At 56.6% G+C, this 16,947-nt stretch carries 11 protein-coding genes and 6 tRNA genes; 12 read left to right on the top strand and 5 right to left on the bottom strand.

Going from position 1 to position 16,947, the window contains the following annotated elements:
• Positions 1 to 64: 64 nt before the first annotated feature.
• Positions 65 to 1,531 (bottom strand): D-alanyl-D-alanine carboxypeptidase/D-alanyl-D-alanine endopeptidase, encoded by a 1,467-nt coding sequence (dacB, locus tag HBN61_RS18840; protein WP_094995090.1) that lies wholly within the window; start codon positions 1,529 to 1,531, stop codon positions 65 to 67.
• Positions 1,532 to 1,763: 232 nt separating this feature from the next.
• Between dacB and HBN61_RS18835 the strand changes: the two genes are divergently transcribed.
• Positions 1,764 to 2,108, top strand: a complete 345-nt coding sequence (locus tag HBN61_RS18835) for a YggL family protein (protein ID WP_170047585.1) — start codon at positions 1,764 to 1,766, stop codon at positions 2,106 to 2,108.
• A 248-nt stretch (positions 2,109 to 2,356) separates the two neighbouring features.
• On the opposite strand, the gene HBN61_RS18830 is transcribed toward HBN61_RS18835, so the two are convergent.
• Positions 2,357 to 3,115: a hypothetical protein gene (locus HBN61_RS18830; protein ID WP_094995091.1), complete on the bottom strand. Its 759-nt coding sequence runs from the start codon at positions 3,113 to 3,115 to the stop codon at positions 2,357 to 2,359.
• Between the two features lie 349 nt (positions 3,116 to 3,464).
• On the opposite strand from HBN61_RS18830, the gene HBN61_RS18825 reads away from it, so the two are divergent.
• From HBN61_RS18825 to HBN61_RS18780, 10 genes are all read left to right on the top strand, one after another.
• Positions 3,465 to 3,540, top strand: a tRNA-Glu gene (locus tag HBN61_RS18825).
• 2 nt (positions 3,541 to 3,542) lie between these two features.
• Positions 3,543 to 3,618, top strand: a tRNA-Gly gene (locus HBN61_RS18820).
• A gap of 103 nt (positions 3,619 to 3,721) precedes the next feature.
• A tRNA-Glu gene (locus HBN61_RS18815) sits at positions 3,722 to 3,797 on the top strand.
• 5 nt (positions 3,798 to 3,802) lie between these two features.
• A tRNA-Gly gene (locus tag HBN61_RS18810) sits at positions 3,803 to 3,878 on the top strand.
• A 174-nt stretch (positions 3,879 to 4,052) separates the two neighbouring features.
• Positions 4,053 to 4,128: transfer RNA gene (locus HBN61_RS18805), tRNA-Glu, on the top strand.
• 5 nt (positions 4,129 to 4,133) lie between these two features.
• Positions 4,134 to 4,209, top strand: a tRNA-Gly gene (locus HBN61_RS18800).
• A 307-nt stretch (positions 4,210 to 4,516) separates the two neighbouring features.
• Positions 4,517 to 5,530 carry an ABC transporter substrate-binding protein gene (locus HBN61_RS18795; RefSeq protein ID WP_170047583.1) on the top strand — a complete coding sequence of 338 codons (1,014 nt, stop codon included), beginning with the start codon at positions 4,517 to 4,519 and terminating at the stop codon, positions 5,528 to 5,530.
• Between the two features lie 30 nt (positions 5,531 to 5,560).
• The gene (locus tag HBN61_RS18790) at positions 5,561 to 6,412 is read left to right on the top strand and encodes an ABC transporter permease (protein WP_094994664.1); all 852 of its coding nucleotides are present in this window, start codon (positions 5,561 to 5,563) and stop codon (positions 6,410 to 6,412) included.
• Positions 6,409 to 7,239 (top strand): quaternary amine ABC transporter ATP-binding protein, encoded by an 831-nt coding sequence (locus HBN61_RS18785; protein ID WP_094994665.1) that lies wholly within the window; start codon positions 6,409 to 6,411, stop codon positions 7,237 to 7,239. The genes HBN61_RS18790 and HBN61_RS18785 overlap by 4 nt, the downstream gene beginning before the upstream one ends.
• A 121-nt stretch (positions 7,240 to 7,360) precedes the next feature.
• Positions 7,361 to 12,100: a dermonecrotic toxin domain-containing protein gene (locus HBN61_RS18780; protein ID WP_170047582.1), complete on the top strand. Its 4,740-nt coding sequence runs from the start codon at positions 7,361 to 7,363 to the stop codon at positions 12,098 to 12,100.
• A 25-nt stretch (positions 12,101 to 12,125) separates the two neighbouring features.
• On the opposite strand, the gene HBN61_RS18775 is transcribed toward HBN61_RS18780, so the two are convergent.
• Positions 12,126 to 12,752 (bottom strand): alanyl-tRNA editing protein, encoded by a 627-nt coding sequence (locus HBN61_RS18775; protein ID WP_170047580.1) that lies wholly within the window; start codon positions 12,750 to 12,752, stop codon positions 12,126 to 12,128.
• A gap of 88 nt (positions 12,753 to 12,840) precedes the next feature.
• On the opposite strand from HBN61_RS18775, the gene HBN61_RS18770 reads away from it, so the two are divergent.
• On the top strand, positions 12,841 to 13,797 hold the full coding sequence (locus HBN61_RS18770; protein WP_170047578.1) for a LysR substrate-binding domain-containing protein: 957 nt from the start codon (positions 12,841 to 12,843) through the stop codon (positions 13,795 to 13,797).
• A 131-nt stretch (positions 13,798 to 13,928) separates the two neighbouring features.
• Here the strand turns inward: HBN61_RS18770 and HBN61_RS18765 are convergent, their stop codons facing one another.
• Both HBN61_RS18765 and HBN61_RS18760 read right to left on the bottom strand, forming a co-directional pair.
• A complete protein-coding gene (locus HBN61_RS18765) occupies positions 13,929 to 14,345 on the bottom strand; it encodes a PA2817 family protein (protein ID WP_094994667.1) in 417 nt (138 codons plus the stop codon).
• 62 nt (positions 14,346 to 14,407) lie between these two features.
• Complete coding sequence (locus HBN61_RS18760; protein WP_169965507.1) at positions 14,408 to 16,855, bottom strand: acyl-CoA dehydrogenase; 2,448 nt, start codon at positions 16,853 to 16,855, stop codon at positions 14,408 to 14,410.
• Positions 16,856 to 16,947 lie beyond the last annotated feature (92 nt).

Raw genomic sequence — 16,947 nt, 5'->3', positions numbered from 1 at the left:
GTACACACAAAAACGCCCCGGTTCTTGCGAGCCGGGGCGTTTTTTGTGGCAGGTAAGAGACCCGCTACTGGGCGATGGAAACTGCGTTATTCGGCACTTGCGGCTGGCGATAAAGGTCCAGCAATACTTGGTCGAGAACTGCAGAGGCACCCCATGGGCGTGGGTCATTGAGAATGGCGACCACGGCCCAGGTGTTGCCATTGCTATCGCGGCTGAAACCCGAAATGGCCCGGACAGTGTTGAGGGTGCCGGTCTTGATGTGAGCCTGTCCGTTCATGGCGGTGGTTTTCAGGCGTTTGCGCATCGTGCCGTCCTTGCCGGCAATGGGCATGGAGCTGATGAACTCGGCAGCATACGGGCTCTTCCATGCGGCCTGAAGCATCTGGGCCATTTCACGTGCGCTGACTCGCTCGGCGCGAGACAAGCCCGAGCCATTCTCCATCACCAGGTGTGGTGCGGTGATGCCTTTCTTGGCCAGCCACTGACGAACCACCCGTTGTGCTGCTTTGGCATCATCGCCATCTGCATCGGTGCGGAACTGCGCGCCCAGGCTCAGAAACAGCTGTTGAGCCATGGTGTTGTTGCTGTACTTGTTGATGTCACGAATGATTTCGGCCAAGTCGGGCGAGAAAGCGCGGGCCAGTACTTTGGCGCTTTTAGGCACCGAACCCTGACGGTCCTGTCCCAGAATGCTGCCGCCCAGCTCTTTCCATATCGCGCGAACTGCGCCTGCGGTGTACGTTGCGTGATCAAGCAGCGACAGGTACGTCTGCGAGTTGCAGCCTTCTCCCAGCTGGCCAGTGACGGTGACGACCACCGAGCCGTCCGGCTGCGTCACCGGGTTGTAGCGCACGTCCCCCGTGCATTGCTTGGCGTTGACGGCTTTTACCTGATTATCCACGCGGATGCTGGCAATCGGCGGCTCAACCGATATCAGGACCTTTCCTGAATCATTGCGTGCAACAAAACGCAGCGCCTTGAGGTTGACCATCAGCGCGTCGGGTTTGACCAGGAACGGCTTGTTCTTGTCATTACCGTCGTCGTCAAACACGGGCAATTGTGGTTGTTCGAAGAAGCTGCGATCCAGTACCAGATCGCCCGTCACCTGCTGCACACCATTGGCGCGCAGGTCGCGCATCAATAGCCAGAGCTTTTCCATGTTCAGCTTGGGGTCGCCACCGCCTTTAAGATAAAGGTTGCCTTGCAGGATGCCGTTGCTCAGCGTGCCATCGGTGTAAAACTCGGTTTTCCACTGATGGGTAGGGCCGAGCATTTCCAGCGCTGCATAGGTGGTGACCAGCTTCATGGTGGACGCCGGGTTCATAGAGACGTCGGCGTTGAAAACAGTCGGTACGCCGGGACCATTGAGCGGTAGCATCACCAACGACAGTGCGTTGTTTTGCAGCTTGTTGGTTTTAAGGGCCTGTTGAACCTTGGGCGACAGGGTGGTGTTGACGGGGGCGGCGTTGGCCCCAAAGGCGAATGGCAGCATCAGCCCGGCAAGAAACAATGGACGTAAAGACTTGATCATAAAAAGTAATACCCTACAGGCGAGGGGGAAAATACGAGGGCATGATGAAAAGATTCCCTCAATGGTCATGAAAGTGACGGCATTATGCCCCAAGGTCGTCAGGCTTGGGCATTGCCGTGATACATACATCCACTGATTAAATGCACAAAACGATGAGCCGTCCACACTGAACCGGGCAAGTGCAGCTCGAAACTGGTAAAGTGCCGCCGTTATTACTTAAGAGGATTGTTCAATGGCTACTAATCGTTCCCAGCGTCTGCGCAAAAAGCTGTGCGTTGATGAATTTCAGGAGTTGGGTTTTGAGCTGAACCTGGATTTCAAAGAAGACCTGTCGGATGCAGCTGTCGATGCTTTCCTCGATGCGTTCTTGAAAGAAGCCATGGAAGCCAACGGCCTTGGTTATGTTGGCGGCGACGACTACGGTCTGGTTTGCCTGCAGAAGCGTGGTTCGGTCAGCGAAGAACAGCGTGCCGCTGTTGAAGCCTGGCTGAAAGCTCGTCCAGAGCTGACCAGTGTTGAAGTGAGCCCGCTGCTTGACGTTTGGTACCCGGAAAAGCCAATCAATCCGGTAGCCTGATGTTGTGCATGGAGGCAGCCTGCATGGCTGCTTCCATGCTGTTGCCCTGCAACATTCTCTAGCCCGTTCGGGCGTCAGATAAAAATCCTCGATCTTTTTTGCTCGCCCTGCGTGTATGTGTCCGCGCGCGCATATTCCTGCGCAGGTTAGGCGTTAAGACCGTGCCTGTTGATCAGTCATCAATGCTTTCAGGTACTCAAAAAAAAGGACAAGGCATACGCTTGTCCTTTTTTTCAGGGTTTAGCACATCAGTCGTAGATGACCTTTTTCTTCCAGTCGGCATCCGCTTCGTCAGTTTTCAAACCTTCAGTCAGCTCATTGACTTCATCTTTTGCCGGCTCAAGCTTGGTGAGTACGAGCGAGTTGGCACGCGCCAGTTGCTCCTCCATTTCCTTCAGGGCGTTGCTGTACAGGGCAGGCTCAGGCTGTTTGCGCAGGTACTGGGCGCCGCGCTCATAGGCGAGACGTGCCTGGCCAGGCTGATTTTGCTGGAAAGCCAGTTGCCCAAGGTTGTTGAAAAATTCGATGTGCAGCACGACCAGTAAATGGCGGATCTCTTTGATCCAGCGCTTGGCTTCGTTGGTAGGCAGAAAGCCATCTTGCACCGCGCGGGTGATTTGCCCGTGCAGCGTTTCCAGCAGAAAACGCACGTCTTTTGCTTTGGCTTCAGTCAGGATAGGGCCGGGCGGGTTATTGACCGGAATCGATTCACCTTGGCCCACCAGGGCATTCAGCTCGGCAATGCGTGCCTTCACAGGCGCGCTGTTCTTATCCAGATGCAGCAGGCGCTGGCACGCATTGAGTTCCAGGCGCGTCAGCAAGTGCTTGAGGCCGGGCGACATCAATTGGCCCGGGAATGTTTCGCTGACTTCGCTACAGCGACGAACGCGGTCAGTCAGTTCAACCTTCAGGCGCGCCTTTTCCAGTTTGTTGTTTTCCACCACATGGTTCATGTAACCGATGGCGATCAATAGGACGATCCCGGCTACTACAAGCAGGGTGATCATGGATGGCGTCAACGTGAAAACCTCTTTGGATGGTCAATGGGCTTTATTTGGGTGTGGCAAACAATCTTGAAGGTAATAGCTCTCATCTATAAAGAGGCAAAAGTGTGGGATGTGGTACAGAGTGCCACTATTGTCCGCTGCCAACTATAACTCCTTGTAGGATGTCGGAATATAGGCGTCAGGACTTGGGCGCTAGACGGCGTAAGAAAAGTCCTGAAGATAGGGGAAGTCATTGATTTCAATATATTTTCATATTGGGGTTGACGACTTCCAAAACCATCCCTAGAATGCGCGCCAATTGCAGCGTAAAGCACACAGCCAAACGCAGTGACCAGTGAAGTTGTAGCGTGTCCCCTTCGTCTAGTGGCCTAGGACACCGCCCTTTCACGGCGGTAACAGGGGTTCGAGTCCCCTAGGGGACGCCAATGCGGGAATAGCTCAGTTGGTAGAGCACGACCTTGCCAAGGTCGGGGTCGCGAGTTCGAGTCTCGTTTCCCGCTCCATTTTTAAGCAGCTTCGCTCTTGAGCGGGGTTGAGTGAAAGCCAAAACAATAACTTCGGTTAATGTAATTGGCACTGAAACATACAGCGTATGTTTTGGGCAACGTCCCCTTCGTCTAGTGGCCTAGGACACCGCCCTTTCACGGCGGTAACAGGGGTTCGAGTCCCCTAGGGGACGCCATTATTGCGGGAATAGCTCAGTTGGTAGAGCACGACCTTGCCAAGGTCGGGGTCGCGAGTTCGAGTCTCGTTTCCCGCTCCAAATTTTGTTTTCTGGAGCTACGCACAGTTCAGAAAGCATAAAAAGATCAGCCGAGGCTGATTTTTTTTGTGTCACCAGCAGCCCTGCCTTCGGGTGAGGTTGAGTGAAACGCCAGAGCAGCAACTTCGGTTAATGCAGTTGGCACTGAGACATACAGTGTATGTTTTGGGCAACGTCCCCTTCGTCTAGTGGCCTAGGACACCGCCCTTTCACGGCGGTAACAGGGGTTCGAGTCCCCTAGGGGACGCCATTATTGCGGGAATAGCTCAGTTGGTAGAGCACGACCTTGCCAAGGTCGGGGTCGCGAGTTCGAGTCTCGTTTCCCGCTCCAAATTTTGTTTTTTGGAGCAACGCAGTTTCAAAAAACACAGAAAAGCAGCCCGCGGGCTGCTTTTTTTGTGCCTGCGATTTATGGGGCGCAGCCGAACCAGTGAGGGGCGCACCCTCATTTTTCGCCCCTCATAACAGTCAAATAAGTGTTCACATATTTAAGCGTCACCTCCCGCTGGACGGTATGACTGCTAATGTTGGACATATCCCCCTGTTCAGTCAGTACTGACCTGAACCTTGCGTCAACTTCGTTGTTCAAAGCCAATAGCGCTCCGATCACGCCGACACCACACAACAAGAGAATCCGTATGAACAATCTGAAAAAGTGGCTCAGTGTCCCGCTTCTGGCGTTTGGAATCATGACACAACCCGTGTCGGCACAAAGCCAGGCTACACCGGTTCACTTCGCTGATCTCACGTGGGAAAGCGGCAGTTTTATCACTGAGGTGCTGCGCCAGCTCACCGAAAAGGGCTACGGCGTCAGCACTGACACATTGCCAGGCAGCACGGTCAGCCTTGAAGCCGCCTTGGCCAAAAATTATATCCAAGTGATCGGCGAAGAGTGGGCCGGGCGCAGCCCCGTGTGGGTCAAGGCCGAAGCTGAAGGCAAGGTCTTTGGCCTTGGCGATATTGTGAAAAATGCCAGCGAAGGGTGGTGGGTGCCTGAATACGTGATCAAGGGTGATCCGGAAAAAGGCATCAAGCCTTTGGCGCCCGAGCTGAAATCCGTCAGCGATCTGGCGCGCTACAAAGACGTTTTCCGCGATCAGGAAGACCCGAGCCGCGGACGCTTTCTCAATAGCCCCAGTGGTTGGACGTCTGAAACCGTTAACAGTCAAAAACTCAAAGCCTACGGGCTGGAGAGCGATTTTGTGAATTTCCGTACGGGTTCCGGGGCTGCGCTGGATGCCGAAATCAGCTCTTCGATCAAGCGCGGGAAGCCGGTGCTGTTCTACTACTGGTCCCCGACCCCCTTGATCGGCCGCTACCCGTTGATCAAGCTGGAAGAGCCGCCCTTTGATGCCGAAGCTTGGAAAACCCTGACCGACGCCAACGATCCGAACCCCAAGGGCACACGTTCACTGCCTGCAAAATTGGCAATTGGCGTTTCTGCGCCCTTCAAATCCCAGTACCCGCAGTTGGTTCAGTTCTATGAGAAAGTCGACTTCCCGATCGACCTGCTGAATCAGACACTGGCGCAGATGAGTGAAAAACGAACCGAACCGCGCAAGGCCGCCGAGGCGTTCCTGCGTGAACAGCCGCAGATCTGGGAGCGTTGGGTAACCCCTGAAGCCGCGCAGAAGGTTAAATCGGCGCTATAAGCCGTCTATTTCTCAGAACAAGAGCCGTGCATGTTTCCTGAAAATCTGACGTTCTCCATCGCCGGCTGGGTTAACAACGGGGTCGATGCGCTGGTAAGCAATTATGGGGATGTATTTCGCAATATCTCTGACACATTGCTGTGGGCCATTATCAACCTTGAACACCTGCTGCGCCTGACGCCGTGGTGGCTCATGCTGGCCATTGTCGGAGCCATTGCCTGGCATGCCACTCGCAAAGTCTTCAGTACGCTGTTGATTGTCGGCTTGCTGTTTTTGGTCGGTGCAGTAGGGCTGTGGGACAAGCTGATGCAAACCCTGGCGCTGATGATGGTGGCCACTGTGATTTCGGTGCTCGTCGGTATTCCCTTGGGCATTCTTGCCGCGCGCAATAATCGTCTGCGAGCGGTGATGATGCCGTTGCTCGACATCATGCAAACCCTGCCGAGCTTCGTGTACCTGATCCCGGTGCTGATGCTGTTCGGTCTGGGCAAAGTACCGGCCATTTTTGCCACCGTCATTTATGCAGTCCCGCCGTTGATCCGCCTCACCGATTTGGGCCTGCGCCAAGTGGATCGCGAAGTTATGGAGGCAATCAATGCCTTTGGTGCCACCCCGTGGCAGCAACTGTTTGGCGTGCAGTTGCCGCTGGCCTTGCCCAGCATCATGGCCGGGATCAATCAGACCACCATGATGGCGTTGTCGATGGTGGTGATCGCCTCCATGATTGGCGCGAGGGGATTGGGCGAAGATGTTCTGGTGGGCATTCAGACCCTCAACGTCGGCAAAGGACTGGAGGCAGGACTGGCCATTGTGATTCTCGCCGTGGTGATTGACCGCATCACTCAGGCCTACGGGCGCCCCCGGCAGGGAGAACGTAAATGAGCCTAGCGGGCGTGAATAAAATTGAAGTCCGGCATGTGTTCAAAGTGTTTGGCAAACGTGAGAAAGAAGTGCTTGCCCTTCTTCGGGCCGGGATGAGTAAGGAGCAAGTCCTGGCCGAGACCGGCTGCGTAGTGGGCATCAATGATTTGTCGCTGTCGATCCAGGCGGGGGAGGTGTTTGTCATCATGGGCCTGTCCGGCTCGGGCAAGTCGACGCTGGTTCGTCACCTCAATCGGTTGATCGACCCCTCAAGCGGGCAGGTTTTGGTGGATGGCGAAGATATTCTTCATCTCGACATGCCAGCACTGCGTCACCTGCGTCGCCATAGAATCAGCATGGTGTTTCAGAATTTCGGCTTGCTGCCTCATCGAAATGTACTTGAGAACGTGGCTTACGGCCTCAAGGTGCGCGGCGAGAGCAAGGCGCAATGGGATGAACGGGCGCGGCACTGGATCTCTGTAGTGGGGCTCAAGGGCTACGAGCAGGCGATGATTCATCAATTGTCAGGCGGCATGCGCCAACGTGTAGGACTGGCGCGGGCGCTGGCCACCGATACTGACATTATTCTGATGGACGAAGCATTCAGCGCCCTCGATCCACTGATCCGGGCCGAAATGCAAGATCAGTTACTGGCGTTGCAGCGGTCGCTGAAAAAAACCATCGTCTTTATCACCCACGACCTGGACGAGGCGCTGCGTATTGGCAATCGCATCGCCATTCTCAAGGACGGGCAATTGATTCAGGTCGGGACCCCAGATGACATTCTGCGTGCGCCGGCCGATGACTACGTGGACCGTTTTGTAAAACGGCGTCGCACGCACGCGTGAGTCAGGGGTAATCAGCTACCGCAGAAGAAGGCGGTGCATTGCGTTTAATGAAAGAAAAGCCCGGTCCATGCAGGTTCGATGGGCTGGGCTTTCCTTAACACGTCAATGCAATGGACGCCCGATGAAGACCTTCTCCTCAACCCCCGGCTTAATCTCCCGTTTCAAGGTGCTGGGCAGTTTTAATGCCCAGGATTTCCCGCCACGCCCGACGCTTTATACCGTGCTTGCTGCCCAACTCAACGATTCGCTGGCCGAAAAGTACGGGGGGCTTGGCCTTGATGTCACAAGTCTGCACCTCGCAGAACCCTGGCCCATCGCGACTGCCTTGCTATCACCTCAAAGCACAATGCCCCAGCGTTATCGATTGATGTCCCCAGTGGACATGCTGGTCCAGTGTTTCATCGATAAACGCCCCATCAGTCTGATCCAGGGGGTGCACCGACTGACGGATGAGATCACTGAATACGATCCCCATCCCTTGGCGGTGCACATGGATGACCTGCAAACGGCTATTAATGAGTGCGCACCCTTGTTGCCCGAAATCTGGCAATGCGCTTTGACGCAGTTTTGGAGCGTAGGCAGTACTGGCGTTTCGCCAATTCTGTGGCTGAGCCAAGTGCTGCAGACAAGCCTTAGCTCAACATTGGCTCACAATCATCACGTACCGGCCTTGAGCAATGATCAAGCTGTCTCATTGGCGGTGGTGACGAGTTTTGCGGACAGTGAACAGCGCCAAAAAGGCACGGAAGAGTCCCCTGTGCATGCCTATCTGGTCAACATTCAGGCGCTTAAGGTGCCGGGGGTTGAACGCTTTCAAGTGCCGGGCGAAATGCTTGTTTTGCGGCAGATGAATCAACGCGAGTTGGTGATGAGCTACTCCCTCAACACAGGCATCCTTGCATATGAGTCGCTGCATGATTACGGCACACGGCTCGCCCGTCGTCTGGAAGGCCAGTTGGGGCGCCGGGTGTTTTCATGGGGCTTGAACGAACCCCAGGGAAATATTTTTACCGCGCAGGCTTACACGCTGCTGGATCAACAGTTACGCGACTTGAGTGACCTTGGGCAAACGGCACAAGCTGAACGCTGGAGCGCCTGGCGGCTGGAGCGCAAGCTGGACGACGCTGCGGGAATGTTCCCTTTATTCAGTCAGGAGGATCGCCCCTGGCTCGATCATGTCATGACCAAACTGCCTTCGTGGCTCAAGCAGGCGTCTGCGCCGCACCAATTGGCCTATAGCAAACTGATCATTGCTCAAGCCCTGTCTCAGCAACAATCTGCGGGCAAAACGTTTCTTGATGAGATCGAAGCATTGCCGGTCTATGCCGGGCAACTGATCCAGAAACGGCTTGAGATCGATCACCCCCACTCGGGGGTGGATATTTCCAGGGTGGAAATTCATGACCAGGGGGTTGAGGTGCTGACATTGCCGATTTTTACCGATGACCGGCTGTCTTTGATCGACTTTGTGTTGAGCTATCGAGGGGGCTGGCCGATCGGGCTGATTGGTGTTGAAGGGCGCGACGGCACCGTTTTGCCCGGCTGGTTTACCGCCGATTACGCCCGACAGTTAGTCGACGAGCTGGATGTCGGTACTCAGTACATTGCGCAGATCAAGCGTTTGCTGGTTGATGACGCGCAGGAAGTTGCGCGACGCAAAGTGCTATTCAAATCGCAAGTAAGCCTTCAATTGCCCATGTTCGCGCTGGAGAAGCTTATCAAGGGCGAAGCCGGGTTGACCGAGCATGGGTGGGCGGTTCTGCTGCGTTTGATGCGTCCCGATGGCAACGCGACCTTCGATAACGGTGACTTTTGTGTACGGCCTTTAGGCTTTATAGCGTACGAAGGCGCACCGACCCATTATGTTGCCAACATGTTCATCCTCGGCCCGCGTGATATCGAAAAGGGTCCCTTTATCCTTTACCAGCCCTTCGCAACGGAGCCTTTACTGCAGGTTGAATCATGGCCGGCGCTATTGGCAGCCATCATTGAGTCCGAAGACCTGAACTACAGCGTGCTGCAATGGCTGGAAGACGACGCGCGAGGTTTTTACGCTGACGGAGGGTTTGCCCGGCCCCATCTTGAAGGTGTCTTGCTCGAAGGCTTTCTTGCCCTGTTACCGCGCAGCCCCGCGGCATTGAGTACACAACCTGTGGTGGGCGATTACTTCGACGTCTTGTTTACAGCTCATGCCAATGCCTTGATGTTACTGGCCGACAAGCAAACCGTGACGGTCGCTGAGCGACGCTGGTTGTTGGTCAAAAAAGCAGGCTGGGCGTTATTTAACGGGCTTACTTTCTTTGTCAGCGGGCCGCTGCAAAAAGCGGGCTGGTTACTTCAAACCTTGCTCAGTATTGATGGCGCCTTGCATGCTCGTCTGAGCGCTAATAAAGAAGCCGCGCGCGAATCTGTCATCGACTTGCTGATGAACGTCAGTCTGGCGCTGCTGCAAGAAGGGTTGAGTTTCAGGGGGCAAGCCAACGACCGGCGGCGTCTCAATGTGCCTGCGGATGAACCCTTGTTTTCGCGGTTTGAAGAAGGGTTTGCGCGGCCCCCCAAACCGGCCATTGAGCCACTGATGATGCCACGCAGAAACCCTGACCTGAGCCCGGCGGCTGTGCAGGACTATTCGGCGCTGGAAGTGACTTGGTTCAGTGGTCAGCAGCGTTTGACCCCCGCGCAACGCCAAGCGCTTGAAACATTTGAAGTGCACACCGACCTGTCGCAGGCCACCCGTATCGAGGTCGGCGCGTTAGCGGGGGTCATGACCCATCAAGGGCAGTCTTACGTGCGCATTGCCAGCAGCACCTATGCCGTCGCGCGTGATGCGCACGGGTTGAGAATTCAGGATGCGCGTCAACTCAATCGCTGGGGTCCCCGTCTGGTGCGCGATGAAACGGGGCGCTGGGCACTGGATCTGCGCCTCGGCTTAAAGGGCGGCGGTCCTAAAGCGCGAATCAAGAAGCTGCGCGAGGACAGGCAGAAAAAGGTCGATGAGTTAACGCGCCAGGCTGACACCCTCAAAGGGCTCATTCAGGAAAAGGCGCGCGTGCTGAGTGTGACTCAAGGCTTGCTCGAAAGCGCAACCGAACGCAAGACCGTGTTTCTGGAGCGTTACCACCAGGAATTCGAAAGCTGGCGGCTCATGGTCCACGATCTGATTAACCTGTTGACCAAGGCAGAAAGTATTGCCCCTTCAGAACCACGTGCGCAGAGAATCCAGGGCTATTGGATCAGTTTGGCGTTGAATCATTTCAAGTTGCAAAACTTTTACGAACAGGTGCGCCAGGCCCTTCCTGTCCATAACTCTCAAGAGGACTTTCTCGAGAAGTTGATTGATGTAGTCAAAAAGCTGGAGGCCGGGTCAAGCGATGTTTACGAAAAGTGGGTTGAGCAACTGGAAAAGGCCCGGGAGGTCGAAGCGACGTTGTTCCATAATTCCGTCGAAGAGGCGCAAGCCCTTCGCCATGTCCATACGCGTCCCTTGCCCAAGGACAGCGCCCTTCGGGAGTTGAAGACCCAACAGGATCATGAGTATTTCGATCGCCATTGGTCTGCCGTGTATTTAGAGACTTTGTGCGAGTTAGTCATCCGGCGGGGAGGGGTTAACATGTCCCCGGAAGAACAGCATGCCTACAGCTTTTTTGCTAAAGCTTCTCTGGTCGACACGGCGTGGGCGCAATTGAGTTTGCGAATGGAAAATCAACTATTTAGCAAAGACCATATTGCCTTGTTGGATCGGGCGATCGAGCACTACTACGCGGCCGAAAGCTTGTGCGTGAATCTCCTGGGTCTGGAGTCTGAACATTTTCGAAACCAGTATTTGGCGCCCATCATGCAGGTGGTCAGACACTTGAGAGAATTTGCTGAAAACCAGCTGGAAAAAGTCATCAGAGACTCCGAAAGCTCATCGTCTGAGTTTGAAGAACCCCGACCGGGGCCTAGCCGTCTGGCTCACGTTGAGCAAAGAAAAAAAGCGGAGCCGTCCCGGCCTGCACAACACGTGATCGAAACGACGACTCATCAAGTGCTTGTGGGCGCCTTGCGAGACCCCGCCGAGGGCACCTCCGGCGACATCGTCGAGGTCACCGAAGGCTTTGGAAGGATGACGGTTCATGCGTACAAGCAAGTTGAAGGCGGAACCTGGGAGGAAATCACTCAGTTGCGGCCTGGCGTGCAGGTAGCGACTCAGTCCAGAAACCTGGCGCGACTGGAGGCTGATGCTCGGCGCTTGCTCGCCAAAGTCGAGGGTGCGATTGAAAGCAGCCGCTCCAGCGCTGCCATTTCAAAAATCCCGGTAGAAATCGAAGAGATCCTCGAATTTAAAGGCAAGAGTCTCGATGAGGTTGCCGTTCAAATAGATGGGATCTTGATGAACTCCAGCGCTGAACCCGAAATACTGACCGACACCCGTCAGCGCGCCGCGCAGGCGTTGAGTGAGGAGTTGAAGGCTGCGGCGATCCGGTTGCGTTCGGTCGGGAAAACGTTACGCGTGGGCATGATCAAGCGTTTGCCTCCGACGGGGCCTAATGTGGATTACTTGAACACTCAAAAAGAAATCAGCATTCGGCGCTTGGGTGAGCGCACGTTTTTGTCCCGTGGGCAGCGCAAAGACTACTTGCAGGAATACGTCATCAATGACACAGACGGGCGCGCATTGTGGTACGCGCACTTTCATTACAAAGCACTTGAGACGCCAGCCGCGGCGTTCGATGTGGCGCACCTGAAAACCGCAGCCCAGCGTCGATTGAGCGAACAGACCCTTTATTCGAGGGCGGGTACGTCCCAAGAGGTCATCGAGGTCTACCGGGCCAAACTCGATGCAGCACTGGCTCAGCGTTTGTTTTTGTCGATCCCCTAGCATGGCAGGGCGCCGCGCAGGCGCCTCAGTCCATGGTGTAGCGAACGGTGAGTACGCCTTTCTTTTCTTTGATCGACAGGATGGGGACAGATTTTAATTGCTTCAACGAGCTGACATGGGTGCCGGCGCACGGGTAGACGGGCAGCTCGCCGAAGCCGATGAAACGTTGCTCGGCCTCCATGCGCGTCACCCGCGGCAAGTCCGCTTCGATCCATTGCTGGAGTTGCTCCTCGACCTGTTGCGCCTGCAGCGGCTGAGGGGCTTGGCCCGGCACGAAGCTGACCCGGCATTCACCCGGCCAATGATGGGCTTTACTGGGGATCCAGCCTGCGCGTTCGCCACAGACGCCGATCAAATGACCGGCCGAATGCAGGCGGGTATTCAAAAGGCGCCGTGTTTCATCGACGCGGGCTTGGGTTTCCCCTGTTTGTACGGCGGCTTTGACGACATGCACCAACGTGTCGTGCCGATGGAAAACCCTGATCACTTCGCTGTCGCCGATCCAGCCCGTGTCGCTGGGCTGCCCGCCACCCTGAGGGTGGAAAGGCGTCGTACTCAGCTCCACCGCAAACCCATCGTCACACGGGGCGCAACTGAGCACCTCGACCTGAGCAGTAAGGCCATCTTCGGTAAAAAACAGGCGTGGGGTCATGGCGAGGCTCCTGAAAAACGTGTTTTTGAAGTATAAGGACGTCACGTTGGCGTGATAATCCCTTCAATTTTCAATGGACCTGTGCGTTGTGAGCATCAATCTACCGTTGTCTTTGTTGGCTGAAATGGCGATTTTTGTGAAGGTGGTTGAGGCCGGGAGCTTTTCTGAGGCAGCGCGCCAACGGGGTACATCGCCCTCTGCTGTGAGCCGCAGCATTGCCCGGCTGGAAAAGGCACTGGCCATCCGCGTATTGCAGCGCACCACCCGTAAATTGCGCCTGAGCGATGGCGGCGAGGAGGTGTATAAGCGTTGCCGGGATGTAGTGGGCGCGGCGCAGTCGGTCATGCAAGTCAGTGGACGCTTTACCCAAGAGGTGGAAGGTCTGGTACGCGTGAGCGTCCCCAAGGCCATCGGCCGCTACGTGATTCACCCGCATATGCCCGAGTTCCTGCGTCGCTTCCCGCACGTGGATGTGCAGTTGGTGCTGGAAGACCGGTATGTAGATTTGATTGATGGCAATGTCGACTTGAGCCTTCGTGTTACAGAGCAGCCCGCGCCGGGCCTTGCAGGGCGGCAATTGTTTGTGATCGAGCAACTGCTGTGCGCAACGCCACAATATCTGGCCGAGCATGGCGTCCCGCAACAGCCTGAAGATCTTCGCCATCACAGTTGTATCTGCCTGGGCGAGACCCCGGCCGATGCGCGGTGGAAGTTCAAACAGGGTAGCAAAGCAGCGGTTGTGGGCGTAAAAGGGCGCTACGCTGCCAATCACACGGGGGTGCGGCTGGATGCCGTGTTGCAGCATATCGGGATTGGGAGCCTGCCGTATTTCACCGCGCGGGAGGCGCTTGAGCAGGGGCTTATTGTTCAGGTGTTGCCCGAGTGGGACTTTATTGCGTCCTACCACGGCGGGGTGTGGCTCCTGTACGAACCGACCCGCTACTTGCCACCGAAATTGCGCGTGTTCATCGACTATCTGGTTGAGCGGCTGGCGCAAGAACCGAGTCGACCGCTAGCCGCCTCGCGCCTGGATCGCGACCCCTGACTAAGCTGCGCAAGGTTGCGATGCTCAACAGAGTCGACGCATCGCCCGCCGTGGCAGGGGGCCTGAAACGGCGACGCAAAAAAAGACCCGCGCGGGGAACCGGGCGGGTCTGGTGTCTTGTGTGGCGCCGATCAGTGTTGAGGGCTGTCTTCGGCTGTCGGCAATGCCATGAACTGCTTTTCCTGATTCCAGTCGAACGGCTCACCGTTTTCTTCGGCCTCATGACGGCGCTCTTCAAGCGCCTGGTACATGTCCAGTTCTTCATCGGACAGGAAGTTGAAGCAGGCACCACCGAAGTACCACAGCAGGTCGCGAGGCACGAGGTGGGCGATTTGCGGGTAGCGTTCGATCACCTGGCACATGATGTCCTGGCCCAGGTACTGGCTTTCAATCGGGTCGACCGGCAAAGCGCTGCGCATTTCGTCGAAACGTTCGATAAACAATGCGTGGCTTTCTTCGGGGATCTGCTCGGCATCACCGACAGCAACCAGAATGCTGCGCAGAATGTCGAGCAACACGAGGTTGTGGTTGAGATCGTTGGTGGCCATTGCGGTGTCCTCTAAAGCAAAACGGGCGCGGGAGTATAAAGCCCCGCGCGCCCGCTGTCGTGCTATCGAATTTTCCCCTCGCTGTGAGTGAGCTCCTCTTTCGAGAAATCATCAACATCAATTACCCTGCGCCGTGCCGCCTCGGCATCGCGCAGGGTTTGCGCTTCGGCCGGTTGCAACACGCCAGCACTGAGCGCGGCATCAATTGCATGCTCCCCCGCAGCCGGTTTGACGTGCCCGCTTTTTAGGCCCTGATGAAGCGTTTTGAACAGCGGCTGGGCAGCGGCCAGCAGTTCACTGGCATGTTGCAACGCGCCGACCGGATCATCGGCCGATTGCGGGCGATAGCACCCGGCAAGTACTGCTTCCAGCGTCGGGTCGCCCTTGGCGCGTCCCAGTACGGCGGCCACCTCGGCGTCCAGCGCATCGCTGGGCCCGGTGTGACGTCGGCCAAACGGGAACACCACCCCGCGCAGGAGGAAACCCAGCGTGCGGCTCGGGAAGTTTTTCAGTAATTCATCCAGCGCCCGCTCTGCATGCCCCAGGCTTTCTTCCATGGCCCAGGTAAACAGCGGATTCAGATGTTCCGGTGAATCAAGGTCGTGATAGCGCTTGAGGGCCGCGGAAGCCAAGTACATATGGCTGAGCACATCGCCCAGACGCGCCGACAGGCGTTCGCGGCGTTTTAGCTCGCCGCCCAGCAGCATCATGCTCAGGTCGGCCAGCATCGCAAACGCCGCGGCCTGACGGTTCAAAGCGCGGAAATAGCCTTGGCTCAACGTGTTGCCCGGTGCATGTTCGAAGCGACCCAGGCCCAGATTCAACACAAAGGTGCTCGCAGCATTGCTGACGGCAAAACCGATATGTTTGAGCAGCAGGTCATCGAATTCGTGCAGGGCCTGTTCATGGTCCTCGCGCCCGGCCAGTGCCATTTCCTTTAAGACAAACGGATGGCAGCGAATGGCGCCCTGGCCGAAGATCATCAGGTTGCGCGACAAAATATTTGCGCCTTCCACGGTGATGAAGATCGGCGCACCTTGCCAGCTGCGGCCCAAGTAGTTGTTGGGGCCCATGATGATGCCTTTACCGCCGTGCACGTCCATGGCGTGGCTGATGCATTCGCGGCCACGCTCGGTGAGATGGTATTTGAGGATGGCCGACAGTACAGACGGTTTCTCGCCCAAGTCGACGGCGTTGGCCGTCAGCATGCGGGCGCTGTCCATCAACCAGGCATTGCCGCCGATTCGGGCCAGCGCTTCCTGAATGCCTTCGAACGCGGCGAGGGGCACATTGAACTGTTCGCGCACCTGGGCATATTGGCCAGTGACCAAACTGGTGAACTTGGCAGCACCGGTGCCCACCGCCGGGAGGGAAATCGAACGGCCCACCGACAGGCAGTTCATCAGCATCATCCAGCCCTTGCCGAGCATCTCCTGCCCGCCAATCAGATAGTCCAGCGGAATGAACACGTCTTTGCCAGCGTTGGGGCCATTCATGAACGCTGCGCCCAATGGCAGATGACGTCGGCCAATCTCGACACCCGGCGTGTCGGTCGGAATCAACGCGAGGCTGATGCCCAGGTCTTCTTCCTCACCCAACAAGTGGTCAGGGTCGTGCGCCTTGAATGCCAAACCCAACAACGTGGCGACCGGGCCGAGTGTGATGTAGCGTTTTTCCCAGTTCAGACGCAGACCGATGACCTCTTGGCCTTGCCACTGGCCTTTGCAAATAATCCCGGTATCGGGCATGGCGCCTGCATCCGATCCGGCAAGCGGGCCGGTAAGGGCGAAGCACGGGATGTCGTCACCCCGGGCCAGACGAGGGAGGTAGTGGTTGCGCTGTTCATCCGTGCCGTAGTGCAGCAGCAATTCTGCCGGGCCGAGGGAGTTGGGCACCATCACCGTGGACGCCAGGTCGCCGCTGCGGGTGGCGAGTTTCATGGCGACCTGCGAATGCGCAAACGCCGAAAAGCCTTTACCGCCGAACGCTTTGGGAATGATCAGTGCAAAGAAGCCGTGTTGCTTGATGTGCGCCCAGGCTTCGGGGGGTAAATCCATGCGTTGGCCGATGTCCCAGTCCGAAACCATGGCACACAGTTCTTCGGTGGGACCGTCGATGAACGCTTGTTCTTCCTCAGTCAGTTGGACTTTGGGGTAGGCCAGCAGTTGATTCCAGTCGGGACGACCGCTAAAAAGTTCGCCATCCCACCACACGGTGCCTGCATCAATGGCGTCGCGTTCGGTCTGCGACATGGGCGGCAAGGTTTTTTGGAACCAACTGAACAGTGGCGCGGTGAACACCTTGCGCCGCAGGTCAGGCAGTAGCAACAGCGCGGCCGGTACCGCCAGCAGAATCCAGAAGATCCCCAGCAGCCAGCCCGGTGCGTGGCTGAACAGGCCCATAGCCAGTAGATAGACCGCGACTATGCCCATGGCGGGCAGCGGGGCAACGCGACGGTGCGCCAACCAGGCGACGCCTACGATTAAAACCACAATCCACAACAACAGCATATTTAATCCTCCGTGAAACCAGTGGCGCGAACCTGTTAGAGCTTAGTCGCAAGTCGTGTTCGGGGTGCTATGGATAGTGACCTCACCCGGGA

The sequence above is a fragment of the Pseudomonas sp. WS 5071 genome (assembly GCF_012985765.1).
Taxonomy (GTDB): Bacteria; Pseudomonadota; Gammaproteobacteria; order Pseudomonadales; family Pseudomonadaceae; genus Aquipseudomonas; species Aquipseudomonas lundensis_A.
The sequence above is the reverse complement of the archived record's forward strand: the minus strand, read 5'-3'. Positions and strand labels throughout refer to the sequence as shown.